The 25,555-nt window shown below is 55.5% G+C and carries 25 protein-coding genes and 1 pseudogene; 9 read left to right on the plus strand and 17 right to left on the minus strand.

Annotation, left to right across the window (positions count from 1 at the left end; translation table 11 throughout):
* Positions 1-149: 149 nt before the first annotated feature.
* Together hemB and olsF are read left to right on the plus strand one after the other, a co-directional pair.
* Positions 150-1,130: a porphobilinogen synthase gene (hemB, locus tag ACVV26_RS16765; protein ID WP_312983699.1), complete on the plus strand. Its 981-nt coding sequence runs from the start codon at positions 150-152 to the stop codon at positions 1,128-1,130.
* A 112-nt stretch (positions 1,131-1,242) separates the two neighbouring features.
* Positions 1,243-2,955: a bifunctional ornithine lipid synthase OlsF gene (olsF, locus tag ACVV26_RS16770; RefSeq protein WP_474798343.1), complete on the plus strand. Its 1,713-nt coding sequence runs from the start codon at positions 1,243-1,245 to the stop codon at positions 2,953-2,955.
* A gap of 60 nt (positions 2,956-3,015) precedes the next feature.
* Here olsF and asr read toward each other — a convergent pair whose 3' ends face one another.
* Both asr and ACVV26_RS16780 read right to left on the minus strand, forming a co-directional pair.
* Complete coding sequence (gene asr, locus ACVV26_RS16775) at positions 3,016-3,327, minus strand: acid resistance repetitive basic protein Asr (protein WP_474798345.1); 312 nt, start codon at positions 3,325-3,327, stop codon at positions 3,016-3,018.
* A 163-nt stretch (positions 3,328-3,490) separates the two neighbouring features.
* A pseudogene (locus tag ACVV26_RS16780) lies at positions 3,491-3,740 on the minus strand (anion permease); the annotation flags it as partial.
* A 94-nt stretch (positions 3,741-3,834) separates the two neighbouring features.
* Here ACVV26_RS16780 and ACVV26_RS16785 point away from each other — a divergent pair.
* A complete protein-coding gene (locus ACVV26_RS16785) occupies positions 3,835-4,362 on the plus strand; it encodes a GNAT family N-acetyltransferase (protein WP_474798347.1) in 528 nt (175 codons plus the stop codon).
* Positions 4,363-4,658: 296 nt separating this feature from the next.
* Complete coding sequence (locus ACVV26_RS16790; RefSeq protein WP_474798348.1) at positions 4,659-6,602, plus strand: putative bifunctional diguanylate cyclase/phosphodiesterase; 1,944 nt, start codon at positions 4,659-4,661, stop codon at positions 6,600-6,602.
* Here ACVV26_RS16790 and pdxR read toward each other — a convergent pair.
* Positions 6,599-7,990, minus strand: coding sequence for a MocR-like pyridoxine biosynthesis transcription factor PdxR (pdxR, locus tag ACVV26_RS16795; RefSeq protein WP_474798349.1), 1,392 nt, complete (start codon positions 7,988-7,990; stop codon positions 6,599-6,601). The genes ACVV26_RS16790 and pdxR overlap by 4 nt on opposite strands.
* A 120-nt stretch (positions 7,991-8,110) precedes the next feature.
* Here pdxR and ACVV26_RS16800 point away from each other — a divergent pair, with 120 nt between their 5' ends.
* Positions 8,111-8,590 (plus strand): carboxymuconolactone decarboxylase family protein, encoded by a 480-nt coding sequence (locus tag ACVV26_RS16800; RefSeq protein WP_474798351.1) that lies wholly within the window; start codon positions 8,111-8,113, stop codon positions 8,588-8,590.
* 53 nt (positions 8,591-8,643) lie between these two features.
* Here the strand turns inward: ACVV26_RS16800 and ACVV26_RS16805 are convergent, their stop codons facing one another.
* From ACVV26_RS16805 to betC, 5 genes are all read right to left on the minus strand, one after another.
* Complete coding sequence (locus ACVV26_RS16805; RefSeq protein ID WP_474798353.1) at positions 8,644-9,447, minus strand: MetQ/NlpA family ABC transporter substrate-binding protein; 804 nt, start codon at positions 9,445-9,447, stop codon at positions 8,644-8,646.
* A 21-nt stretch (positions 9,448-9,468) separates the two neighbouring features.
* Complete coding sequence (locus ACVV26_RS16810) at positions 9,469-10,137, minus strand: methionine ABC transporter permease (protein ID WP_161662033.1); 669 nt, start codon at positions 10,135-10,137, stop codon at positions 9,469-9,471.
* On the minus strand, positions 10,130-11,146 hold the full coding sequence (locus ACVV26_RS16815; protein WP_312983688.1) for a methionine ABC transporter ATP-binding protein: 1,017 nt from the start codon (positions 11,144-11,146) through the stop codon (positions 10,130-10,132). Before ACVV26_RS16815 ends, ACVV26_RS16810 begins: the two co-directional genes overlap by 8 nt.
* Positions 11,147-11,334: 188 nt before the next feature.
* Positions 11,335-12,276, minus strand: coding sequence for a choline ABC transporter substrate-binding protein (gene choX / locus ACVV26_RS16820; RefSeq protein WP_474798354.1), 942 nt, complete (start codon positions 12,274-12,276; stop codon positions 11,335-11,337).
* 11 nt (positions 12,277-12,287) lie between these two features.
* Positions 12,288-13,829 carry a choline-sulfatase gene (betC, locus tag ACVV26_RS16825; protein WP_474798355.1) on the minus strand — a complete coding sequence of 514 codons (1,542 nt, stop codon included), beginning with the start codon at positions 13,827-13,829 and terminating at the stop codon, positions 12,288-12,290.
* Positions 13,830-14,178: 349 nt separating this feature from the next.
* Here betC and ACVV26_RS16830 point away from each other — a divergent pair, with 349 nt between their 5' ends.
* Genes ACVV26_RS16830 through ACVV26_RS16840 form a run of 3 tightly spaced genes read left to right on the plus strand, consistent with a single transcriptional unit; the run spans position 14,179 to position 16,549 of the window.
* Complete coding sequence (locus tag ACVV26_RS16830; protein ID WP_474798356.1) at positions 14,179-15,018, plus strand: ATP-binding cassette domain-containing protein; 840 nt, start codon at positions 14,179-14,181, stop codon at positions 15,016-15,018.
* A gap of 24 nt (positions 15,019-15,042) precedes the next feature.
* The gene (locus ACVV26_RS16835; protein ID WP_474798357.1) at positions 15,043-15,873 is read left to right on the plus strand and encodes an ABC transporter permease; all 831 of its coding nucleotides are present in this window, start codon (positions 15,043-15,045) and stop codon (positions 15,871-15,873) included.
* Positions 15,874-15,925: 52 nt separating this feature from the next.
* On the plus strand, positions 15,926-16,549 hold the full coding sequence (locus ACVV26_RS16840; RefSeq protein WP_474798359.1) for a glutathione S-transferase family protein: 624 nt from the start codon (positions 15,926-15,928) through the stop codon (positions 16,547-16,549).
* A gap of 3 nt (positions 16,550-16,552) precedes the next feature.
* Here the strand turns inward: ACVV26_RS16840 and ACVV26_RS16845 are convergent, their stop codons facing one another.
* On the minus strand, positions 16,553-17,233 hold the full coding sequence (locus tag ACVV26_RS16845; RefSeq protein ID WP_474798360.1) for a type 1 glutamine amidotransferase domain-containing protein: 681 nt from the start codon (positions 17,231-17,233) through the stop codon (positions 16,553-16,555).
* 73 nt (positions 17,234-17,306) lie between these two features.
* A complete protein-coding gene (locus tag ACVV26_RS16850) occupies positions 17,307-19,202 on the minus strand; it encodes a methyl-accepting chemotaxis protein (protein WP_474798362.1) in 1,896 nt (631 codons plus the stop codon).
* A gap of 333 nt (positions 19,203-19,535) precedes the next feature.
* Here ACVV26_RS16850 and ACVV26_RS16855 point away from each other — a divergent pair, with 333 nt between their 5' ends.
* A complete protein-coding gene (locus ACVV26_RS16855) occupies positions 19,536-20,207 on the plus strand; it encodes an HAD family hydrolase (protein ID WP_474798363.1) in 672 nt (223 codons plus the stop codon).
* 203 nt (positions 20,208-20,410) lie between these two features.
* Here the strand turns inward: ACVV26_RS16855 and ACVV26_RS16860 are convergent, their stop codons facing one another.
* From ACVV26_RS16860 to ACVV26_RS16890, 7 genes are all read right to left on the minus strand, one after another.
* Entirely contained in the window at positions 20,411-20,545 is a 135-nt protein-coding gene (locus tag ACVV26_RS16860) for a hypothetical protein (RefSeq protein WP_474798364.1), read from the minus strand.
* 397 nt (positions 20,546-20,942) lie between these two features.
* Positions 20,943-21,518 (minus strand): TerD family protein, encoded by a 576-nt coding sequence (locus tag ACVV26_RS16865; RefSeq protein WP_474798366.1) that lies wholly within the window; start codon positions 21,516-21,518, stop codon positions 20,943-20,945.
* A 62-nt stretch (positions 21,519-21,580) separates the two neighbouring features.
* Positions 21,581-22,159, minus strand: coding sequence for a TerD family protein (locus ACVV26_RS16870; protein ID WP_312983667.1), 579 nt, complete (start codon positions 22,157-22,159; stop codon positions 21,581-21,583).
* A 48-nt stretch (positions 22,160-22,207) separates the two neighbouring features.
* On the minus strand, positions 22,208-23,251 hold the full coding sequence (gene terC / locus ACVV26_RS16875) for a tellurium resistance membrane protein TerC (RefSeq protein WP_312983665.1): 1,044 nt from the start codon (positions 23,249-23,251) through the stop codon (positions 22,208-22,210).
* Between the two features lie 22 nt (positions 23,252-23,273).
* Positions 23,274-23,729, minus strand: a complete 456-nt coding sequence (locus ACVV26_RS16880) for a tellurite resistance TerB family protein (protein WP_144130008.1) — start codon at positions 23,727-23,729, stop codon at positions 23,274-23,276.
* A gap of 23 nt (positions 23,730-23,752) precedes the next feature.
* Positions 23,753-24,907 (minus strand): TerD family protein, encoded by a 1,155-nt coding sequence (locus ACVV26_RS16885; RefSeq protein WP_474798368.1) that lies wholly within the window; start codon positions 24,905-24,907, stop codon positions 23,753-23,755.
* Positions 24,904-25,488: a TerD family protein gene (locus ACVV26_RS16890; RefSeq protein ID WP_125295067.1), complete on the minus strand. Its 585-nt coding sequence runs from the start codon at positions 25,486-25,488 to the stop codon at positions 24,904-24,906. Before ACVV26_RS16890 ends, ACVV26_RS16885 begins: the two co-directional genes overlap by 4 nt.
* Positions 25,489-25,555: the final 67 nt, after the last annotated feature.

Here is a 25,555-nt window from a genome sequence, read left to right on the forward strand (position 1 = left end):
CCCTCCCGTTTCACGGTTTACACACGCAATGTAATGCAAATGCATTGCCAATGCAATTGCATTGCTTTTTTTACGCCGAGATTCGTGAAACAAATTTGTATCACATAAGGTAAAATAACGGCCTCTTTGACTCACATAAGATAGCTACCATGTCTGATTTCTCCCTGATTTCTCGCCCGCGCCGTCTGCGTCAATCACCCGCGCTGCGCGCTATGTTCGAAGAGACAACCCTGACCTTAAACGATCTGGTGTTGCCCATCTTTGTTGAAGAAGAGATCGATGATTACAAAGCCATTACCGCTATGCCTGGCGTAATGCGTATTCCGGAAAAATATCTGGCGCGCGAGATCGAGCGCTTTGCCAATGCCGGAATTCGCTCGGTGATGACGTTTGGTATTTCCCACCACACCGACGCCACCGGTAGCGATGCCTGGAATGAAAACGGCCTGGTGGCGCGCATGTCGCGCATCTGCAAAGACGCGGTCCCGGAAATGATCGTCATGTCCGACACCTGTTTCTGCGAATACACCTCCCACGGCCACTGTGGTGTGCTGTGCGATCACGGCGTGGATAACGACGCGACCCTGGCGAACCTCGGCAAACAGGCGGTGGTCGCCGCCGCGGCAGGCGCAGATTTTATCGCCCCGTCTGCTGCGATGGACGGCCAGGTGAAAGCCATCCGCCAGGCGCTGGACGCTGCGGGCTTCACCGATACCGCTATTTTTTCGTACTCCACTAAATTCGCCTCGTCGTTCTACGGCCCGTTCCGCGAAGCCGCAGGCACGGCGCTGAAAGGCGACCGTAAAACCTATCAGATGAACCCGCTGAACCGCCGCGAAGCGATCCGTGAATCGCTGATTGACGAAGCGGAAGGCGCGGACGCGTTGATGGTGAAACCGGCCGGGGCATACCTGGACGTGCTGCGCGATATCCGCGAGCGCACCACTCTGCCGCTGGGCGCATACCAGGTGAGCGGTGAATACGCGATGATCAAATTTGCCGCCCAGGCGGGCGCAATTGATGAAGAGAAAGTGACCCTCGAAAGCCTGGGCGCGATTAAACGCGCAGGCGCGGATTTGATCTTCAGCTATTTCGCCCTCGATCTGGCCGAGAAGAAGATCCTAAAATGATCGGCAAGGGAGCTAAGGCTCCCTTTTTACTGCCATCCTCACGTCACTGCGTTGAAATGCCACGGTCATAAATCTGGTCTACCGTCAGGTCAAAACGACTGGAGAGACGACCATGTTCAGCATCGATAGCGTTCTCGATGATTTATGGCCCACCGCCCCCGCATCACCTTTGCTAAAACGCAGCATCAAACGATTATTGTACCAACAGGAATTTCAGGAATTCGCCAGCCAGTACCGTCACCTTCGGGGTCTGGATATGGTGGAGCAAGTGCTTGAACACCTTCAAATTGACTGTGATATCCCTGCCCGCGACCTCGAACAAATCCCTGAAACCGGCCCGTTGGTGATTGTCGCCAACCACCCCACCGGCACCCTCGACGGGCTGGCGTTGCTGAATGCCGTTTCCCGGGTACGCCGGGACATTAAAGTGGTGACCAATCCCCTGCTTGGCCATTTGCAGCCGCTCGCATCGCTGTTTATCCGGGTAGATAATCTCAGCAATCGCACCCGCAAGTCGTCGGTGAAAGAGATGGATGAGCATCTGGCGAACGGCGGCGTACTGATTTTCTTCCCCGCCGGGGAAGTGGCGCGCATGGGGCTGAACGGCATTCAGGAAGGCCCGTGGAATGCCGGTTTCGTGAAAGTTGCTGGCAAACACCACGCTACCGTATTGCCGGTGCACATCACCGGGCGCAATAGCCTGATGTTTTATGGCAGCAGCCTGCTGTCACCTTCGCTCGCCATGCTGTTGCTGATCCGCGAAATGTTTACCAAACGCGGCAGCCGCATAACGTTGCGCATCGGCGAGCGCATCCCCTGGCATTACTGGCATTCGCCCAACCAACCCTCGCGGGAAACCGCCAGCCGGTTTCGCCAGCATCTGTTGCTGACCCGTGCGGGTCATAAGGGCTGTTTTCGCAGTGAAAGCGCCATCGCGCCGGCAGAAGCGCGCATTACACTGCGCCGGGCACTCATGGAGGCGGAGTCATTAGGCACAACACCTGACGGTAAAAGCATCTGGCTATGGCGGCGTAACGGCGTGGAAGACGCGCCAGTGCTGCGCGAGCTGGGCCGATTGCGGGAAGTGGCGTTTCGCGCCGTGGGGGAAGGCTCCGGCAAACGCCGGGATATCGATCGTTATGACGACGATTACTGGCACCTGATCCTGTGGGATGACGACGAGCTGGAAATCGTTGGTGCCTATCGCTTTATCCCAACCCGCGAGGCTATTCACGCCCGTGGTCATGACGCGCTCTACAGCCACAGCCTGTTTCACTATGACCAGCAGATGAATGGCGTGCTGGACCAGGGCATTGAACTGGGCCGCAGCTTTATTCAGCCGCAGTACTGGGGACGACGCGGGCTGGATTATTTATGGTCCGGGATCGGCGCCTATCTGGCCCGCTATCCGCAGTATCGCTATCTGTTCGGGCCGGTCTCCATTTCTGGCGGTTTACCCCCTGCCGCCAGCGATTTGCTGATTGCCTTTTACCGGCTATGGTTCCCGCCCACTCATCCGCTGGCGGCGTCGCGTCGCCCCTGCCCCGCTTCGCTGCCCGATGTACTGCGGGAATTCACTGGCGAGAATTATCACGACGATCTCACCCGGTTGAAATCGCTGCTCGACAACCTGGGATGCGGTATTCCGCCGCTGTATAAACAGTATTCGGAACTCTGCGAGCCGGGCGGCGTGCAGTTTATCGACTTCGGCAGCGATCCGGTGTTCAGTCACTGCATTGATGGGCTGGTGCTGGTGGACTTAACGTTTATCAAAGCGTCGCGCTATCAACGTTACATTGCCGCGCATCTGGCGTCAGAAAAATAAAAACCCCGATTCCAGAGGGAATCAGGGCTCTTCATCGCACCCGGTTCGCCGGGTGTGGCATTATGCCGCTGGCTGAGCAGCCGGTTTTGCTGCAGCTTTGTGCGCCGCTTGTTTGTGGTGTTTTTTAGCGGCCTGGGCTTTTTGCGCAGCCGGTTCAGAGGCCGGTTTCGCGGCGGCTTTTTTGTGGTGCTTTTTCGCTGCCTGGGCTTTCTGCTCTACTTTCGCGTGTTTTTTCTTATGGGTAGTTTGGGTGGTGTGCGCTTTGGCCGGCGCGGCAGTGGCGGTAGCCGGAGCTGCAGCGGTATCAGCAGCGAATGCCGCAGCAGACAGGCCCATAGTGGCAGCAACAACCAGTGCTAATACTTTTTTCATTTTCTAACCCTCAAGTAGTGTGTGATTCAGCCCCTGTGGGCCGTTGAGTTCACTATAGTGATGTGAGAGTTAGCCTTCCGTGAGTGATTGGTATCGGCAGGTAACCAAATGTACAAGCAGCAGATCGGGCCGTGATCTGCTGCTTTGCCAGAAGCCGAACGCTCTACTGTATCACCGGCATCCACAACAGCCCGGTGGCAATCAGCAGCATTAAAAACAACCCGCCGAAAATCGCGCCGTAACGCCAGTAGTCAGAAGTTGGTAAATACCCACTACCGTAGTAAATCGGGCTTGGGCCGGTGGCATACGGCGTCAAAATACTGCCCAGGCCGATGGCTTGCGCCAACCATCAGGCAGAATACCGGCAGCGGAATGGCAGGCATCGCCACGGCGGCAGCAATCATCATCGGTGCCCACATCATCATAAGAAAAACCTCTGATTCTGCCGCTTGTCAGCGATATGGCTTCCTGACAAGGTAAGACATCCTCAAAAAAAAGGTTCCGAAAATGACCACAATTACCCTCTTTACTGCGCCGCAAATCCGGGCGCAGCGGGATGCCTTAAGCCAGTTACTGATCGACTGCGTCAACGACGGCGCATCGGTGAGCTTTATGTTGCCGATGACAGGCGACAAAGCGCAGGCATTCTGGACCCGGGTAGCAGACAGCGCCGCACGTGCGGAACGTCTTGTGCTGGTTGCTTTGGATGCGCAACAGCAGATCACCGGCACGGTGCAGTTAATCCTCGATCAGCCCGAAAACCAGCCGCACCGCGCGGATGTCGCAAAGTTGTTGGTCAGCCCAGCCGCGCGGCGCCAGGGTATTGCACAAAAGTTAATGGCTGAGCTGGAAAAGCAGGCCGCAGATCAGCATAAATCAGTGCTGGTGCTGGATACGGCAACCGGTAGCGGCGCAGAGATTTTTTATCAGCAAACTGGCTGGCAGCGGGTGGGAGACATTCCAGACTATGCATTGATGCCGGACGGCGCATCGTGTTCCACGACGTATTACTACAAGCATCTGAACATCAAATAAGGTGAATCCGGCTGTCGTTCAATAAATCGGCAATACTTAACTTTTTGATGAAAATTTGCCGGATAATTTTATTGCTCGCCGATAGATTATTCCGCCAGCCACACCTGTCAGGGCGCTGTCGTTTTTTGATAACGGCGCTCTGAACACGCTATTTTGCCCTTCTCCACAGATCCTCTTGCGAAAACGCAAAATAATTAACATTTTCGCTGTCCTGGCCGATAATACTTTTACGTATTCTTTTACATAAGCCATATTAATGTATTAGCCATCACGGTATGACAGCGGTGTGAATAATAATGACTAAAAATCAAGAACATACAAAGCTATACCTGTCGGAAGGGGTAAAACTGTTATACAACAATGCATTACCCGGCATCTTAATCACCTTTATCACCTCCTCTACCCTGGCCTTCTCATTTCTTCATTCAAGTAACCTTTTCACCAAATTGACCTGGTGGGGACTGATGATGGTCGTCCTCACTATTCGCATCATAGATACTCAATTGTGGGTAAATGCGCGTCCTGAACGAAAAGGCGATATTTCCTGGATTGTACGTTTTTCATCCGGCTGTCTGCTGACCGCCGCGATCTGGAGCGCCTATATCCTGTGTTTTTATCATTCTTTTTCAACCGAGGAATTTACCGCCACCCTTGTTATTCTTTCCGCGATGGCGGGCGGTGCCACCAGCGTATTATCCGGTAATTTGATGTTATCCTCGCTGTATAACATTATTATCTTGCTGCCGATGTCGGTCTTATTAATTTTGCAGCCCGAGCAATACCGGGTTAATTTAGGCTTCCTGGGCGTCTGCTTTACCCTGACGATGATTATCTCTTCAATGAAAGCTGCCCGTTATATTAAAGAAGCCATTTTATTACGCTATCGAAACCAGACGCTATTAGAACGGATGGAAAAAACCATCAAACGGCGCACCCAGGAAGTTTACGAAATATCCCATATTGATGCGCTTACCGGCTTATATAACCGGGTGTCGTTTTTATCTGCCGCGGAAGAAATTTCCAGTCGCTATAGAGACAATAAAGAAAAAGGGTTTTCAATCTTCTTTATTGATTTAGACGGTTTCAAAAATATCAATGATACGCTCGGTCATGATATCGGCGATATGGTGTTAATTTCCCTCAGCGCCCGGCTGAACGATTTTTATCGCCAGGGGAATTTAATCTGCCGCTGGGGCGGCGATGAATTTATCTATCTGACCACCGAAACCGACCGTCACCTGACCTGGCAGCTGGCAGAAAATATGGTCACCAGCCTGTCGCGGCCTATCCTGCTGGACGATCAAACCATCACGCTGGGCGCAACCATCGGCATTGCGGTGTGCCCGGAACACGACACCTCAATTACCCGCCTGATTCAACTGGCGGATATCGCCATGTATTCCCAGAAGGGCAAATATCCGGAGCGCGTTGCTTTTTATAATCATGAACTTGAAGAGAGCCTGCGGCGCAAAATCACCCTGAACGAGGCGCTGCGCTACGCGCTGGATCGCAACGAGTTTCGCGCGGTGTATCAACCCATCGTCGACAGCAACGGCGAAATCGTCAGTTTCGAAGCGCTGCTGCGCTGGCATTTCCAGGGCCGGGATATCTCTCCGGCGGAATTTATTCCGTTAATGGAGCAGAGCGGGCGTATTGTCCAGATCGGTAACTGGATAATGGAAGAAGCCTGCCGGATCCTCTCTGAAATGTTAAAGCTGAAGTCGGGTATTTCGATGTGCGTCAATATCTCCATTATTCAGTTCTACGATAAAGAATTCGTTGATAACGTCAATAACGTGATTGACCGCTATGCCATTCCCCCGCATTTATTACACCTCGAAGTCACCGAATCGATTATTCACTCAGAGCAGCACACTATTTACCAGAAGGTGAGCCAGTTGCAGAAGCGCGGCGTGAAATTTTCGGTCGATGACTTCGGCACCGGTTATTCCAGCCTGTCGGTCATCCATAATATGAACATCGACTTCATTAAAATCGACCGGTCGTTTATTAATAACATTGAAAATAAAGGCCGCACTATTGTTCAGGCGGTGAAGGATATTTCTGAAAGCCTGGATTTTGATGTTATTGCCGAAGGCGTGGAAACCGAAACCCAGGTCGCCATCCTGAAACAGTGCGGCGTGCATTTTATGCAGGGTTATTATTTTTCACGCCCGTTGGAACAGGGCGCAGCGCTGCATATTCTCGCCGCCGCCCAGCAGCTTTCCCCGGCGAGCTAAGTTAATAATGCCAGGGTTTCGGTACGTGGGCGGCTGATGAGCGCGATGGCCTGCCCGGTAGACGCGATATTGGTGTAGCTCATCACCAGTCCATAGCGTTTTGCGCTCAGGCAATACCAGCCGGACAGTGCGCTGACCTGTAACTGATGGCGCTGCCAGAGCGCCGCTAATTCGTTATCGCGCGTGCTGGTGCGCAGAAAGGCGACGATATGCATCCCGCCGTCGGAAAGCTCCACCTCGAACAGCCCCGGATAAACCGTTTGCAGCGCCTCCAGCAGCAATTTCCGCCGCTGCTGGTACAGCGCGCGCATTTTCTTGAGATGCTTATAAAAATGGCCTTCTGCGAGAAACGCCGCGAGGATTTTTTGGGTTAATACCGGCTGCCCGGCTTCCATGATTTCGCCAATTTCCCGAAACCGCGCAATGGCCGCTTTCGGCATGACGATATAGCTGATGCGAACGGCAGGCATTACGGTTTTGCTGAAGGTTCCCACGTAAATCACCCGGTCCTGGCTATCCAGGCTCTTCAGCGCAGGCAGCACTTTGCGAGTGTAGTGAAACTCGCCGTCATAATCGTCCTCAATAATCCAGCTCTGGCTGGCCGCCGCCCACTCCAGCAACTGGTGTTTACGCGGCAGCGAGAGCGTCACGGCGAGTGGGCTGTGATGCGATGGCGTGACGAGGGCAAAGCGGGCGTCGGCATGATGGCGCAGCAGGTAATCCACGTCGATGCCCTGTCGATCCACCGGCGCGTAGTGCAACTGTGTCACAAAGCGCTTTAACAGCCGCTGACCGAAAAAATAACCCGGATCTTCGAATACCACTTTGTCGCTTTTAGTTCCCAGCGCGTGGAGGATCAGCATCATGTTGCTGCGATAGCCGCTGGTGACGAATATCTGTTCCGCCGTGCAGTTCAGCCCGCGAGAGATATTCACATAGCTGGCGATGGCTTCGCGCAGTGGGGTGTAACCCATGACCGGCGGGTTGGTCATCTCATTCGGACGCAAGGCGCGCACCGCTTTTCCGGCCAGCAACAGCCACTTTTTATTCGGGAACGCATCCAGCGCCGGAAGGCCGAGCCGCAGATAGCCCGCCCCGTCGCGCAGATCGAGAAACTGATTCAACGCCGCATCGTCGCTATTGGGTGCCCTGTCCGGCAGCGGGGAATGAATCACCAAATCCGGGTTTACGCAGGTGCCTTTCGCCCCCTGGCTCACCAGATAGCCCTCGCCCACCAGCACCGCATACGCCGCCTCGACGGTTTTACGGGCCACGTTGAGTTCTTCAGCCAGTACGCGGATAGACGGCAGTTTGTCCCCCGGCTTTAACACTCCCGCGAGAATGTTGTGCCGGTAACGCTCATAAATCTCCCGGTATCCCATCGCCATGTCCTACCTGTTTTAACGGTTTTTGACCCTTTCGGGTACGTCATATCGCTTTAAGATACAGCTTATCGGAACGTAGCGCTCCCTTTCACACTCAACACCTGCCACAAAGAGGATAAGACAATGACGACTCGCATCAATCATTTCCAGGCGGCCCCGGCGCTGGCGAAAGCGCTCGCAGACGCCAGCATCGCGTCGCACAAAAGCTCGCTGGATTTAACCATCAAGAACCTGATCGATATTCGTGTATCCCAGCTTAACGGCTGCGCGTTTTGCCTTGATATGCACGTCAAGCAGGCAAAGTTAAAAGAGGAGCGCGAATTGCGCATTCACCACCTGCCGATCTGGCGCGAATCACCGCTGTTCAGCGCCAAAGAGAAAGCGGCGCTGGCGCTGGCGGAAGCCTTAACGCGCATTAGCGAGCACGGCGTAGGGGACGAGTTATATCGCGCAGTGCAGGCGCATTTCAGCGAGGCGGAGCTCTCTGAATTGACTTTCGCCATTGCGCTGATCAACTGCTGGAACCGGCTGCAAATTTTATCGCGCATGACGCCGGGCGCGCTCGATGCCGCTAACGGTCTGGACCGCGCTAATCTGCGTTAGAAAGCAAAACGCCCGCCAGCACAGGCTGACGGGCGTTTTTTAACAGCGGTATCTTAATTATTAACCGGGATAACCGCGCCTTTGTATTTGGTGCGGATCCAGTCCTGAATCTCTTTGGAGTGCAGGACATCTACCAACGCGACGATATCTTTTTTCTTCTCGTCGCCTTTATGTACGGTGATGATGTTGGCGTACGGGTTGTTTTCGCCGCTCTCAACCGCGATCGGATCTTTCACCGGGTCCAGACCCGCATCGATGGCGTAGTTGGCGTTGATCACCACCGCATCGCCTTCGTCGTTGTTATACATCTGCGGCAGCAGAGACCCTTCTACGTTCGGCAGGAACTGGAGTTTTTTCGGGTTTTCCACCACGTCGCTGATGCGTGCGGAAACTTTATCCACGCCCGGCTTCAGTTTGATCACGTCTTCTTTTTCAAAGATAGACAGGATACGGCCCTCTTCCGCCACCGCATCACGCATGATCACGCGGCCATTTTCCGGCAGATCTTTCAGGGATTTGTACTTTTTGGAGTAAATGCCGATCGGCTCGATATGGATCGCGCCTGCGCTGACGAAATCATAGGTTTTGTCGCCAGCATGGTCTTTCAGAACGCTGTTCAGGTAAGGGATGTGCTGGAAGTAGTTTGCGTCAATATCACGGCTGGCCAGCGCGGTGTTCGGCAGGATGTAATCCTGGAACGGACGGATCTCCAGGTCAATACCCTGCTTCGCCAGAATCGGTTTCGCCTGTTCGAGGATTTCCGCATGCGGCACGTTAGACGCGCCTACGGTCAGGGTGTCGGCCCAGGCGGAGAAACTCAGGGTTGCTGCTGCTATCAGTGTCAGTACTTTTTTCATGATGTGTGTTCTCTATTGTTTTTAACGTTTATCTAAATAAGAGGTAATGGCATCACCAATAAACTGAATGATGAAAACGATGATCAGGATGGTCACCGTCGCCACCAGGGTGACGTCATTGTGGTTACGCTGGAATCCTTCCAGATAAGCAAGATTTCCTAACCCGCCAGCACCAATCACACCGGCCATGGCGCTGTAACTGACCAGGGCGATCAATGTAACGGTGATGCCTGACACTAACGCGGGTGATGATTCAGGCAGCAAAACACGAAAAATCAGGGTACTCATGCGCGCGCCCATGGAGCGGGTGGCTTCAATGACGCCTTTATCCACTTCACGCAGGGCGATTTCCACCAGCCGTGCGTAGAACGGCGCAGCGCCGACGATCAGCGCAGGCAGCGCTGCGTTGGCCCCGAGAATGGTGCCGACCATCGCTTTGGTAAACGGGATCAACAGCACAATCAGGATGATGAACGGGATCGAGCGGAACACGTTCACCACAATGGAAATCACGCTATAAATCGCGCGGTTCTGGAATAAGCCGCCTTTCGCGGTCAGGAACAGCGCCAGGCCGAGCACGATGCCGAGAGCGAAGGTCGCCACACCGGACAGCGCAGTCATGTATAAGGTTTCCTGGGTTGCCGCCAGCAGTTGCGGCCATTTCAGGTGCGGAAACAGTGAATCATCCATGTTTGATGACCTCGCAGTGGATCTCATGCTGGCGCAAATCCGCGAGAATGCTTTCCAGTTGTTGATTATTCGCCGTGACGTGCAGCCACAGTTGACCAAATACGCCGTGGGCGGTCTGGCTCATCTTGCCGTGCAGAATATTAAACGGCAGGCCGTAGCGCAGGGTCAGTTCACCGACCACCGGCTGATGGGTGCTGTGGCCGACAAACGTCAGTTTGATAATGGCGCCGTCCAGGTTGTTGACCAACGTTTCATCGAAGGCGTCGCTTTCCTGGCTAATCTGGCGCACAAACTGGCGGGTAATTTCCTGCTGCGGATGGGTAAAGACGCTGAGCACTTCGCCCTCTTCCACCACGCGGCCGTTTTCCATTACCGCCACGCGATCGCAAATTTTGCGCACGACGTGCATTTCATGGGTGATCAGCACGATGGTCAGGCCAAAGCGGCGATTGATGTCCGCCAGCAGATCGAGGATCTGATCGGTGGTCTGCGGATCGAGCGCCGAGGTCGCTTCATCGCACAGCAGCACGTCCGGGTTATTCGCCAGCGCACGGGCGATGCCTACGCGCTGTTTCTGACCGCCGCTAAGCTTTGACGGATACGCATTTTCGCGCCCGTTCAGGCCGACCAGGTCAATCAGCTCCGCCACGCGCTTTTTGATTTCCGCTTTCGGGACGCCTGCAATCTGCATTGAGAACGCGATGTTCTCGCTGACGGTACGCGACCACAGCAGGTTAAAGTGCTGGAATACCATGCTGATTTTCAGCCGCGCCCGGCGCAGGGTTTCCCCGCTGGCGGCAGAGATATTCTGCCCGGCAATCGTCACGCTGCCGGAGGTCGGTTTTTCCAGCCCGTTAAGCAGGCGGATCAGGGTACTTTTCCCCGCGCCGCTGTAGCCGATAATGCCGTAAATTTGCCCGCGCTCGATATCGAGGCTGACGTCATCCACCGCGGTAAGCGCATCCTTGCCGTGGTGGAAGATCTTCGAAATATTCCGCAAAACAATCATGATGTGTCGGTGTCCCCAGAGCCCCACAAATACGCGCCTTAGAGGCGCGTAAGGTTTTCTCTCTTTAACTGCGTTTTCAAAGAAATATAACCATCCGGTCTAAGGCTTAGAACGAATAAATAAATATGCGTTATAGCCAATCGTTATATGTGTGGGCAATGTTGTTACAAGGGACTGAACCTTGCGGGTTAAATCCCCAGCGCTTTCTTTACCGCCGATTCTGCCGGTTCGCCGTTACGGGTGGTAACGCCGTTGAGCCAGCCGTTCAGCAATTCCGGGCGTTTGGCTAACTCAGCGCGCGCCGCGTCGTTAACGTCCTGTTTGTCATCCAGTACGCGGGTAATCACCGCGTTTTCCAGCGCCACGTCGAATTTAAGCTGCGTGAAGAAACGGTTGAGATTCGGGCACTGAGTCGCAAAATCTTTGCGCGTGACGGTGTTAACGGTCGCGCTGCCGTAGTTCGGGCCAAACCACGGGTCGCCGCCGCTCAGGTAGGTCAGCTTAAAGCGGGTATTCATGGCGTGCGGTTCCCAGCCGAGGAACACCACCCAGTCTTTACGGCTCACCGCACGCGTCACCTGCGCCAGCATGCCGCTTTCGCTGGATTCCACCAGCTTCCACCCCTTCAGGCCCAGTTCCTTCTGGTCGATAACCTTTTTGATGTTCTGGTTTGCGGGCGCGCCCGGTGCAATACCGTAAATTTTATGGTCGAACTTATCGGCGAATTTCTGCAAGTCGGCAAAATCTTTGACCCCGGCGGCAGCGACGTAATCCGGCACCGCAAGGGTGAATTTAGCGGACGGTAGGTTCGCGCCCAGCACTTTGATAACGCCGTCCTCGGTGAATTTGCTGATAACCGGCGTCTGGGCTGGCATCCAGTTGCCGAGGAACACATCCACCTGGCCAGTTTTCAGTCCCTGGAACGCCAGCGCTACCGACAGATTCTGCACTTTTTGCTGATAGCCCAGCGCATTAAGCACCGCGCCGGACAGGGCGTTAGTAGCGGCGATATCGGTCCAGCCCGGATCGGATTGGGTAACGGTGGCGCAGTTTGCGTCATCGGCGGCATAACTGGCGAAAGAGAGCCCTGCTGTGCTTGCCAAAAGCAGTAAGGTGGTTAATTTTTTCATGCTCATCATCATTATTCCCCGACAGGGTGTTTAGTGGGACGCGGAAAGCGGGCAAAAGCCTCCTGCTCATCCAACGTCTGGTGATTGCGGATAAAGCGGTGCGATGCCGCCTGGTGCGGCTGAAAATCCCATTGCGGAATGGCGTCGCGCCCGGCTATGGCGGTCAAATACAGGCGTTTTTGCTGGCTGGCGCGTACGTCCTTATTCAGCGTATCGAGATCCCAGCGTGCGGCGACTTCGGCGGCAAACGCCTGTACGGTGTCCTGATGCGCCGGATCGCGGATCAGGTTGCGGCGCTCGTGCGGGTCCTGCTTCAGGTTGTAGAGCTGCGCCGCTTCGCTGAGTGAATGAATGTATTTCCACGGGCCGCGGCGGATCATCACCACCGGCTCAATCGCCCCTTCCGCCAGGTATTCACCGCAGGCTTCGTCTGAACCCGGCTGACCGCGCAGATGCGGCACCAGGCTGTGGCCGTCCAGCGGCGCAACCGGGGATGCAAGACGCGATGCGCCACCTGCCAGATCGGTAAAGGTCGGCAGTAAATCCACCAGCGAGACGTTTTCACTCACCCGATGTGCGGCAAAGCGCTTCGGGTTATGGACGATCAGCGGCACGCGCACCGCCCCTTCGAAAAAGGTCATCTTGTACCAGAGGCCGCGTTCGCCGAGCATTTCGCCGTGGTCGGCAATCACAAACACCACCGTGTCTTCCGCCAGGCCTGTTTCTTCGAGGGTACGGATCACGTCGCCGAAGCAATCGTCTACGTAGGCCAGCGCGCCGTAATAGGCGTGGCGGGCGCGGCGGATGTCCGCCTCGCTCAGCAACCCCTCTTCCAGCTGGTACATCGCGCGCAGCCGCCCGGAGTGCGGATCGGTTTCTACGTCCCCTGTCCCGGTCACCGGCAAATCAATATCCGCTTCGTTAAATCGGTCCAGATAGCGGCGCGGAATGGCAAACGGATCGTGCGGATGGGTAAGCGACAGCAGCATCAGGAACGGCCTGTCGTCCGGCTGGCGCGCCGCGTCATACAGCCGCTGGCGGGCCATAAACAGCGCCTCGTCATCAAAATCAAGCTGGTTGGTGCGCACGCACTCCCCGGCTTCCAGCACTGAACTCATATTATGGAACCAGTCGAGGCGGCGCTCTGGGTACTGCCAGTCCGGCGTCCAGCCGAAATCCGCCGGGTAAATATCGGTGGTCAGTCGCTCGTCAAAGCCGTGCAGCTGGTCCGGTCCGCAGAAGTGCATTTTCCCGGATAGCCAGGTACGGTAACCCTGTTCGCGCAGGTAGTGGCAGAAGGTGGGGGAATCGGCGCGGAATTCCGCCGCGTTATCAAATACCCCGTTCTTCGATAAAAACTGGCCGGTCATCAGGGCCGCCCGCGACGGCGCGCACAGCGGGCTGTTGCAATAGGCGGATTCAAACACCACCCCTTCGCTGGCTAATTTATCAATATTGGGCGTCAGGCTGACGTTATTTCCATAAGTGCGTAATGCACTCGCCGTTAACTGATCCGCCATCAGAATAACGATATTCGGTTTATTTATAAGCATCTTTAAATCCGACCAGAAGAAGAGTCATTAATTCGTGTTATTTTTTATCTCACGCCATTTTCATTCTGTGAAGAGGCATCTTCAGGCCGGGACTCAGGCTAAATAGCAAGAATCCCCAGGCGTACCTGCCGTTAAAGAAACAATGTAATTTATTGAATTTTATTGTTTAATAATTAAAAACCATCATGCTTAATGTAAATTTATTAATGACAATTTTAGTATCAACGCCTATTGCTCAATTATTAATAAGCTATTGCAAAATGGAGCTAACCAAATTTAAAAAAGATATCACTGCTTATATCGTTTTTGCGATAGCGTATAACCAAATCAGGAAATAAACGGTCCGGCTATGTCACAACCCATCATTGAATTACACCATGTCGAAAAGAATTATTCTTCTGTGCCGCGCAAGGGTTTGTTTGCGCGCAAAGAAAATAAACCGACGGTAAATGCCTTAACCGATATTAATTTACGTATCTGGCCTGGCGAGATTTTTGTGATTGTCGGGCTATCGGGCTCGGGGAAATCAACGTTGCTGCGCACCCTGAACGCATTGATCACCCCAACTTCCGGCGAAGTGCGCTTCCAGGGGCAGGCTCTGGGTTCGCTGAGCACGGCACAGATGATCGCCCTGCGACGCGAGAAAACCGGGATGGTATTCCAGTCCTTCGCGTTGTTCGATGAGCGCAATGTGCTGGATAACGTGGCGTTCGGTCTGGAAGTGGCGGGCGTGGCGCGTGAGGTTCGCCATCAGCGTGCGCGGGAGATGCTGGCAAAAGTTGGCCTGTCGCACGTTGAAGATAAATACCCGGCGGAGCTGTCCGGCGGGATGCAGCAGCGCGTTGGGCTGGCGCGGGCGCTGGTGGTGGATCCTGCGGTATTGCTGATGGACGAGGCATTCTCGGCGCTCGACCCGATTATCCGCCGCGAAATGCAGACGCTGTTGCTCAGTTTGCAGGAGGCGGAGCAGCGTACCATCGTGTTTGTTACCCATGATATGGAAGAGGCGCTGCGCCTCGGCAACCGCATCGCGATTATGGAAGCCGGCAAGCTGATCCAGGTTGGTCCGCCGGAAAAGATTATCAACGCCCCGGCAACGCCCTATGTGCGACACCTGTTTTCCGGCGTGGATACGGCGCGCTGGCAGCTGGCGGACAGCTATGCCGACGTCTGGCAACCCCAGGCATAATCATCGATAGTTGAGTAGGTATTTATGGCGTATCCCTTAGATTTTAGCCGCGAAATAGACAGCGCGATCCACACCCTGCTGGCCCACGCGGGCGGCATTTTTGACGGCATTGCAGGGGTGATTGACAGCTTCGCCGGTGGGCTGGAAACCTTTATCGGCTGGCTGACACCCTGGGGGCTGGTGATCCTCGCGGTGGGCATTGGCGTATGGCGCATCGGCAAAGCGTTCGCTCTGTTCGCCCTGCTCGCGACGCTGTACATCATCTACAGCGGCTATAGCGAGCACGCCTCAATTACCCTGGCGCTAACGCTGTCATCCACCTTCTTCAGTTTGCTGATCGGCATTCCGCTGGGGATCTGGAGCGCGCGCCGGGCAACGGTGGGCAGCGTGGTGCGTACCCTGCTGGATTTTATGCAAACCATGCCCGCGTTTGTGTATTTGATCCCGGCGACGATATTGTTCGGCCTGGGCCGTCCGCCGGGGATTTTCGCCACTATTTTATTCTCGATGCCGCCAGTGGTCAGACTCACGGATCTGGGTATCCGCCAGGTGAACACAGCGCGCATTGAGGCGGGCCTCGCCTTCGGCTGTACGCCGTGGCAACTGCTGTGGAAGGTACAGCTTCCCGCCGCACAGCCGTCGATTATGGCGGGGGTTAACCAGACCATCATGATGGCGATGTCGATGGTGATTATCGCCTCAATGGTCGGCGCGGGCGGTCTCGGCAACGACATTTTAAGCAGCATTCAACAACTGGATATCGGCCTCGGCTTGCAAAGCGGCGTGGTGGTAGTGCTGATGGCAATCCTGCTGGATCGCCTGTCGGCCAGCTTTGCCCGCAAACGGCACGCCTGAACAACGTGCTGCTATATTCTCTCTATCACCCGTAAATAGAGAACGGCGGCAGATGCTAAAAATCTTAGGAAAAAGTACCTCGATTAACGTGCGCAAAGTGCTCTGGACCTGTGAAGAGCTGGGCCTTGATTATCATCAGGAAGATTACGGCAGCGGCTTTGCGCCCACCGATACGGCGGAGTTCCTGGCGCTCAATCCCAACGGGCTGGTGCCGGTGTTGATTGATGAAGGCTTTGTGCTGTGGGAATCCAATACCATTTGCCGCTACCTGGTGGGGAAAGCGGGCCGCGATGATTTGCTGTCGAGCACGCCGCGTGGCCGGGCGCGGGTGGAAAAATGGATGGACTGGCAGGCCACCGAGTTAAACAGCGCCTGGCGCTATGCCTTTAACGCGCTGGTGCGCAAAAACCCAGCTTACAACCTGCAAAGCGAGATTGACGCCAGCATTGCCGACTGGAACCGCTGCATCACTCTTCTGGATAACAAACTCCAGCAAAGCGGGATGTGGGTGACCGGCCAGACTTTCACCCTGGCGGATATCGTGCTCGGCCTGTCGGTGAACCGCTGGAAAATGACGCCAATCGATCGTCCTGCCGTCCCTGCCATTGACGCCTGGTTTGCGCGGCTTGGGCAACGCCCGGCGTTCCGCCGTCATGGCGACAATGGAACGCCGTAACGGTTAGCCGTTAAGTTTATCGCGCAGGGCTTCGCCGACGCCAGTGGCGGACTGCGGGTTCTGCCCGGTGATCAGGTTGCCGTCGACGAGGGTCAGCGGCTGCCACTCCCCTACCGCCTGGTGCTGTGCGCCACGGCTCTTCAGGGTGGTTTCCAGTAAGAATGGCACCACCTCATCCAGTTTTACCGCGCGTTCTTCCGCATCGGTAAAAGCCGCGATCCGCTTGCCATCCACCAGATAACGCCCGTCGCTGAGCGTGGCGTTAACCAGCGCCGCCGGCCCATGACAAACGGCAGCGACCGGTTTATCCGCTTCGTACAGATCGCGGATGAGGCGCTGAACGTCCGGGCAGTCCGGGAAATCCCACATGGTGCCGTGTCCGCCGACAAACAGTACCGCGCTGTAATCGTCGCTATGGGTTTCCGACAGCTTCAGAGTATGGCTGAGCCGTTGCTGGAACGCATCGTCATTCCAGTAGCGGGCATTAACGTCGTCATCTAAATCCACGCCATATACCGGCGGCAAGCCGCCCTGGATCGAAGCAATAACAGTGGGTATGCCCGCCTGTTCCAGCACGTGCAAGGGGTGAACGAGTTCAGAAAAATAAAAACCGGAAATGTTGTGCGCCACATCGCTGTAGCTGGTGAGCACAAACAGAACCGGTTTACGGGTTGGCTGGGTCATCGTCGTGTGTCTCCCTGGTGTGATTTCCTGTCACCCAAGTATAGACACACGACACGCCCAGCCGCCGTTGAGGTTAGATTTTAAAGCCTGCCACCACCAGCTCCAGCTGGTTGGACTGCTCTTCCATAGACTGGGCGGCGGCGGAGACCTGCTCCACCAGCGCGGCGTTCTGCTGGGTGGTGTTGTCGAGCTGGTTGATCGCCAGGTTGATCTGGTCGATACCGCGGCTCTGTTCGCTGCTGGCGGAGCTGATTTCCGAGATCAGCACGGTGACGCCTTCCACCCGCTCCATCAGGCCATCCATCGTGGTACCCGCCTGGCGCACCAGTGCGCTGCCCTGTTCGATATTGCTGACCGATTCTTCAATCAGCTTTTTAATCTCCTGGGCTGCCTGTGCGCTACGGCTTGCCAGATTACGCACTTCGCCAGCCACCACCGCGAAGCCACGCCCCTGTTCCCCAGCGCGCGCCGCTTCCACCGCCGCGTTGAGCGCCAGGATATTGGTCTGGAAGGCGATCCCGTCGATCACGCCGATGATATCCACCACTTTGCTGGATGAGGTGTTGATCTTATCCATGGTGGTGACCACTTTGCTGACGACCGCCGTGCCCTCCCGAGCCACGTCAGATGCCTGAGACGCCAGTTGGTTAGCCTGCACGGCGTTGTCGGCGTTCTGGCGCACCGTACTGGTGAGTTGCTCCATTGAGGCCGCCGTTTCAACAATCGACGCAGACTGCTGTTCCGTGCGCGAAGAGAGATCGAGGTTGCCGCCGGCAATCTGGCGTGACGCCGACGAGATCGCCATCGCGCTCTGCCCCACCTGCCCCATCAAATCCTGTAAATAGGCGATAAAGCTGTTGAAGCTGTTGATAACCGCGTTGAACTCCGGGCTTTTGCTTTGCGGCAAACGCTGGGTTAAATCTGCGCCGCCGCTGGACAGTGACACAATATTTTTATTCAGCGCATCCAGGTTTTTGAACAGGGTGCGCACAAAGCCTAACAGTGCCAGGACCAGCAGCAAGCCAAGCCCAATCTGCACCAGGGAAATCTGGGTAATGATGCTGGATGACTGGCGGGACAGCAGGCTGGAGGGAATATCCACCACCAGATACCACGGGCTGCCGCTGATGGACTGCACCATCAGGGTCTGCTCGCCGTTCTCGCCTTCATACACCTCGCTGACGTGCTCTGCGCCTGCCTGTTTCAGCAGTTGCAATACGGTGGCTTCCGCCGGGATTTTCAGATCGCGCAGGTATTGCAGATCCGCTTTGCCCTGCTCTGGCGAGCCATTGCCGACCACTTTGCCGTCTTGCTCGACGATCAGCACGCGTCCCTGGCTGGCTTCGCTCATTTGCTTCGCCAGATTGTTGAAGAAGCCGAGGGTCACGTCGATGGTGGCGACACCCCAGACTTTGCCGTCGCGCCAGATTGCCATAGCGCAGTTAGTGCGCGGCTGCGGGCTGGCGGCGTCCTGATAGGCTTTGGCCCAGGCGCATTCACCTTTCGGGGCGTTCATGCCGTCTTTGTACCAGGGCTGCTCCCAGTATTTATCGGACTCCGGCTGGTTCCAGACGGTGTTGACCTGCAAATTGCCGCCATTATCGCGCGCGAAAAAGGTGCTAAAGCGGTCGCGGTCCGGCGCACGGTTGCCCGGCAGGGGCCATATCCCGCCGCCAAACACGTTGAGATCGTTGTATTGATTCACAAGCGTCGGCAGCAACCGATCGATTTGGTCGCTTTCAAGGCCGCTGACCACTTCCGTGATGGTGCGCTGCTGGGCCTTGACGCGGTTCATCTGCTCGGTGATGGCATCACTTTGGGCATCAACCGTGTAGCGAATCAGTTCGCTTTCCGTCGCGATAAGCTGTGGTGCCACAAACTGGCGAATGACCAAAAACGTCACGCCCAGTAAAACCACAAAAAAGCCGATAAGCATAAGGGTGAAGCGAGAGTGCGTTGTTTTCCACATGATGTATAAGCTTATGCAAGGAGAGATACATCATTTAACGACCCGGCAAGTCATTACTTTAGACAGGTCCGGCCTGAAAGCGTGAAGTTACGCCAGGAAAATGATAACGCCATGAAAAGATTAGAATTTTAATAAAAGCTGGCAAAATTGAGATTATCTCTTTGTTTTTTAAATAATTAACTGAGCAGCCCCGCCCTTTGGCTAAAAAATGACAGCATCGCTTGTCTGCCTGGGTTATCACGTTCAGCCAACAGCGCTGCCACCCGGCAGGGGTTCTGCTATCATCCCCTTTAACAGAATGGAAAGATGAATTTGTTTACGGGAGTTTCTGGAATGAGCACCACGCCACACGCTGCAAAGGTTCTGTCAGTTTTTGATTTCGACGGCACCCTGACGCACCACGACAGCTTTATTCCCTTTCTCCGCTTCGCCTTCGGCAAGCGCGTGTTCGCTGCGCGCATGGTGCGCCTGGCCTTGCCGACGCTGCGCTGCATGCGCAAAAAGCTTACCCGGGACGAACTGAAAGAAGTGTTGATCCAAACCTTTCTGACCGGTGTGGACGAACACTGGCTACGCCAGAAAGCCGAGGCATTCTGCGAGATCTACTGGAACCGTCTGATGCGCCCCACCGGCCTGCTGGCGGTGGCGGCGGAAGTCAATTCCGGCGCGGAAGTGACCATCTGTTCCGCTTCACCGGCCCTGGTGCTGCAACCCTTCGCAGACCGCCTGGGGATTAAGCTAATTGGCACCCAACTGGAAGTGAGCGATGGCGCGTTGACGGGCCGCATTACTGGTCATAACTGCCGCTGCGAGCAAAAGGTAAAACGGCTGGAGAACGTGTACGGGCATTTGGGTGAATACCATCTGCGCGCCTGGGGCGATACCCGAGGGGATTATGAGCTGCTGGCGGCAGCGCAGGATGCCCACTGGCGGCATTTTCATCCCGCCTGGTCGAAACGCCGCTCGCCGGTACAGCGGGTTCGGGTGACGGAGTTGCCGGAGTAAGTTCCGTTCGGTGGAATTGTTCCGTTCGCCAGGCGTTTGTGGCTCGACGCAACTCGGTAGCGCGCGAACGGGCAAAGGGGAGTTCCGCACTCCCCTTTGCAATCCCCGCTCCCGGCCAGCAAAATCGGCGGCTACGCCGCTGCCCTCGGCTCCATCTCCTCGCTTCAGGTCGGTCGTGATGCTACATCCTGTAGCTCACGACCTCAGCCCCGCATCCCTGCGGGGCTGACCTGGCTCGTCAATTGCGCCTCGGCGATTTTGATGCCGGACTCAACACCCCCAATTTTGAGATTTTTATTTTTTACGAAGCTGTCTTTGTCGCTGTAAGTATTTTTCATACTTTCAGCAACACTTTGGCTTCATTGAAAACCTGAACGTATTGCGGGGGTTTTCCTCCCCATCGAAATCGCCGAGGCGTTCGCGGGAGGCCGGGGCTGGCGGCATGGATGCCGCCAGAGGGTGCGAGCTACAGGATGTAGCATCGCGCCCGACCCGGAGCCGGACGCGATAAGCCGAGGGCACCGCGAAGCGGCGATTTCGCTCGGGGGAGCCGGGGTCGCCAGGGGGGCGGCGGCGAGCCCCACTGGCCCGTTCGCGTACACTGGCGCCAGAGACTGACTCGAAAGCCCAGGCGAACGGAACAATTCCACTGAACAAATCCGCCCCCCTTCCCTAAACAACAACCATAAAAAAACCCCGGCGAACCGAGGTTTTGTATAACCACAGCGTCAAACGTTAAACGTTAACACCATGCTGCGAAGCCAGCGCAGACAACCCGCCTGCGAAGCCCTGTCCTACCGCTTTGAATTTCCACTCTACGCCGTGGCGGTACAGTTCGCCAAACACCATCGCCGTTTCCGTGGACGCATCTTCAGACAGATCGAAACGGGCGATTTCAGAACCGTTGTCATTGTTAAAGATACGCATGTAACTGTTGCTTACCATACCGAAGTTCTGCTTACGGGCTTCTGCGTCATAAATGGTGACCGCGAAAACCAGCTTTTTCACCTCAGCAGGGACTTTGGCCAGATCGATTTTGATCTGCTCGTCGTCACCGTCGCCTTCGCCGGTACGGTTGTCGCCCTGGTGCTCAACGGAGCCGCAGGCGCTGAGTTTGTTGTTGAAAAAGATGAAGCTGCTGTCGCTCAGCACTTTGCCATCTTCGCCAACCATAAACACGGATGCGTCCAGGTCGAAGCCCTGTCCATCGGTGACACGCGCATCCCAGCCCAGGCCAGCCATGGCGATGTTCATGGTCGGTGCTTCTTTAGTGAGAGATACGTTACCGCCTTTTACGAGAGAAACTGCCATTTTAAAGCTCCTGCTTTTAGGGAGAGAGACGGGCAGCGTTCACTGCCCGCTGTGTATTCAAATTAAGAGGCATTGATGCCGTACTGGGCGCAAACAGAGCTCAGTCCACCTGCATAGCCCTGGCCTACCGCGCGGAATTTCCACTCGGTGTTGTGGCGGTACAACTCGCCAAACAGCATCGCGGTTTCCGTGGAGGCGTCTTCAGTCAGGTCGTAGCGCGCCACTTCGGTCTGGTTATCGTCATTCACCAGGCGGATAAACGCGCCGGAGACCTGACCGAAGCTTTGACGGCGCACCTGCGCGTCGTGAATGGTGACCACGAAGACAATCTTGTCGACGTCAGCCGGGATCAGATCCAGTTTGATTTTCAGGGTTTCATCATCGCCGTCGCCTTCACCGGTACGGTTATCGCCGGTATGGGTCACGGAGCCGTCAGCGGATTTCAGGTTGTTGTAGAAAATGAAATCTGCATCGCTGCGTACTTTTCCACTGGCAGACAGCAGAAAGGCGGAGGCGTCGAGGTCGAAGTCCTGGCCATCGGTAGCGCGCACATCCCAGCCCAGACCAATCAGCACGTTCTTCATGGTCGGCGCTTCTTTACTCAGTGATACGTTCCCGCCTTTAGAAAGAGAAACACTCATTGTTCAATCCTCTCTGGTTGATGTTGTTATTTGCCGGGGATAAGGAGGTTAACCCTCCTTTTTCTCCTCAGAATCGGGTTTACCGGGGAACATGATGCTCGCCACAATACCCAACGCAAGCACACCCAGAACGACTAACAGGCTGGTCGTTGCCGAAATATTAAAGCCGTGGTGCCAGATATGGTCGGTTGCGTTCAGGCCAAGTTTAGCGGCGATAAAGAACAGCAACACGATAACGGCTTTTTCCAGGTGCACCAGATACTGCTTAAGGGCTTCCAGAACAAAGTACAGGGTACGCAGGCCGAGGATCGCGAACATCATGGCGCTATACACAATCAGCGGCTCGCGGCTGACCGCGATGATGGCCGGTACGGAGTCAAAGGCGAACATCACGTCCGACAGTTCCACCACCGCCACACACAGCATCAGCGGGGTCGCGTACAGCGCGGCTTTCTGGCCACGGCCAATAGTAATGTCTTTGTTTTCCGGCTTCGCCAGCTCTTCGTCCACTTCTTTCTGGTTCAACAGGAAGGCGTGCCCTCTCAGTTTCGGCCAGATTGGGAAGAAGCGCTTAACCATACGGTAGGCGAGATGCTGGGAGTAATCCTCAATCTCGTCATCGTCGTCGCCGCTTTTCAGCATCATCACCGCTGTCCAGGCGACGATCAGCGCAAAGACGATTTCAACGTACGGACCCAGGCTAAGCAGGCCGGTACCAATCGCAACGAAAATCCCCCTGAACACGATGGCGCCGATAATGCCCCAGTACAGCACGCGGTGGCGGTAGCGGTCCGGCACGGCGAACCACGAGAAAATCGCCATCATCACGAACAGGTTATCGACCGACAGCACTTTCTCCAGCGCGTAACCGGTCACAAACAGGCTGGCGACTTCCGCGCCGTGGTGAACATACAGGAACCCCGCGAACGCCATCGCCACCACGACCCAGAAGACGGACCACAGCGCCGCGCTTTTCAGCGAGATCGGTTTGTCATGCCGGTGCATGAACAGGTCGATAAAAATGGCTCCCACTGCCAACGCAACGAATACCACGACCGTTTCTGTTGGAAAGCCAATATGCGTAGATACCATACAAAACCCTTAAGAAATGCTATCAAAGACCGAATTCGGCCGGTTCAAAGCCCAGTGCCAGGGCGATTTCACGCGCCGCTTTCTGCTCGTCCGGGTCGAAATTGCCGTCGCTTTTCGCCACCGCAATCCCCACACGCACCGCCAGTTGAGCGGCTTCAGGCTGATCTTTCAGCGCCAGAATGTACTTCATGGTTTCGCCCTTGCCGATTTCCATATCGAAATCGAAGCTGCTCACCAGTTTGTTAAAGAAGTCGATAACCTCAGAGGTATCGAAGACTTTCAACTCGTCAGAGGCGCGCAGAAAACCGATCATCTTCTGCTTCTCTTCGGAACTGACGCCATCGCTGGATACCGCGATGCGCGCGCAGACCGCCACCGTCCCCTGCATAAATTTTTTGTTCTTAAAACGGCCAACCTGTTTGGTTAACTCGTCGCGGCTGGCGTTAAACGCCCCTTTTACCTTGTTGAAAAAACTCATTCTGTCACCCTCTGCCAAAGAAATTACTTGGAACCCGCTTTCCAGCTAAAGCCCCAGCCGAACGCCTTGTCCATATCGCTATGTCCATTAAAGAACTGATTAATTCGTTCTACTTTTATATTGCCGTTTTCGTTAACCAGACGGGCGATGGCGCACATGTTGCGGTTGTTCTGCCCTTCGGTCATTCGCGTCTCGATTGGCGGCTGGTCCGGGATGAACAGCGACACCACGCCGTCGGTCTTATCCCAGCTCGGGACGCCTTCGTAGATAAAGGCGAAAATCAGCACTTCGCGGATATGCTTCCACTCGCGGCCATTAACGTGCAGCCACTCGCCGGTAGAAAACTCGCCGGTGCGATCGTCGCCCTGCAACTGAACATACGGCTCGCTGTCCATGGAACCGAAGCGGTTGCCCAATGCCTGAATCACGGTTTTGTAGCCGTCGCTCAGTTCAACAAACGCGCCTAAATCCAGGTCGATGCCTTTGCTGCCGCCAAACACCGCGCGTAAACCGGTCGCCGGATTGCCGCGATGCCAGTTCAGGTTGATGCGGATCTCGCCGAAGTTATCGCGCTTGGTCAGGCTAATTGCCGGTTTCTCTTTGGTCAGGGAAACCTTGCTGAGATTAATTTTAGACGCTGCGGGCGCTGGCGCTGGCGCGGGGGCCGCCGTCGGTGCCGGGCTGTCTGCCACATCCACGCCAAAATGCTCCGCCAGCGGTTTCAGCCCGCCGTTAAAGCCCTGGGCGATAAAACGGAATTTCCACTCGCTGTTGCGGCGATACAGTTCGCCTAAAATCAGCGCCGCTTCCTGGCGGCCATTGAGATCGACCACGCCGTTCAGCAGCACCGTGCCCGCCGCCTCGACCTGAATCGCCAGGCGTTGCAGGCCCGCCACGGTCTGGTTGCCGTCGCACGTCACGGTAAAGGCCACTTTTTGCACATCGGCCTGAAGACGGTTGAGATCCACGGTAAACGCGGCGTTATTACCGTCATTGGTCAGCGCAATGGTCGCGTCATCATTCTTAGGCTGGCCGTAAAACACCATATCGGCATCGCCCTTCACTTTGCCGGTGGCGAACAACCGGAACGCGGAGGCGTCAACCGCCGCGCCGGACAGCACGCGCACCGTCAAGGTTTGAGAAGGAACGGAGGCATTGCCTCCCGCCGTCATGTTCATGAGCGCACCACCGCCGCGACGATGTCGCTGTGCATATCGTCAATGGTGCGGCCGCTACAGGCTTTGCCCAGCGCGGTGAAATCCCACTCGCCGTTGTTGCGGCGCAGGGAGGCGATCACGATGCCGGTGTGAGAGCCCTGCTCGTTCAGCTGATAGCGCGCCAGCTCTTTGTTGTTCTGATCGACCACGCGGCAGAACGCGTTTTCCACGTCGTTAAAGCTCTGGCCACGGAAACTGTTGACGGTGAACGCCAGGTATTCCACCTGGGCTGGCAGACGCGTCAGATCCACGCGGATCACTTCGTCATCGCCGTCGCCTTCGCCGGTCAGGTTATCGCCGCTGTGCACCACGGAGTTACAGGATGATTTCAGTTTGCGGAACCAGACGGTGTCAATTTTGCCGCCGGATTTATCGAGCAGTACGCAGCCCGCGTCGAGATCGATGGAATCATTACCGCCAAACAGTTTGCCTAACATCCCTTTCTTTTTAATAGGGTCCCAGCCGAGGCCGAAATGCAGTTGGTTGAGCGCCGACGATTGCTTGCTGAGTGAAACAGTTTGGTTTTTAGTTAATGAAACCATGGTCAGATCTCCATAAAGTTGCTCGTGAAAAAGGGTGATTTTTTACGCCAAAATCCTTCAGATGAAA

The organism is Atlantibacter sp. MEI4A-1023 (assembly GCF_056155425.1).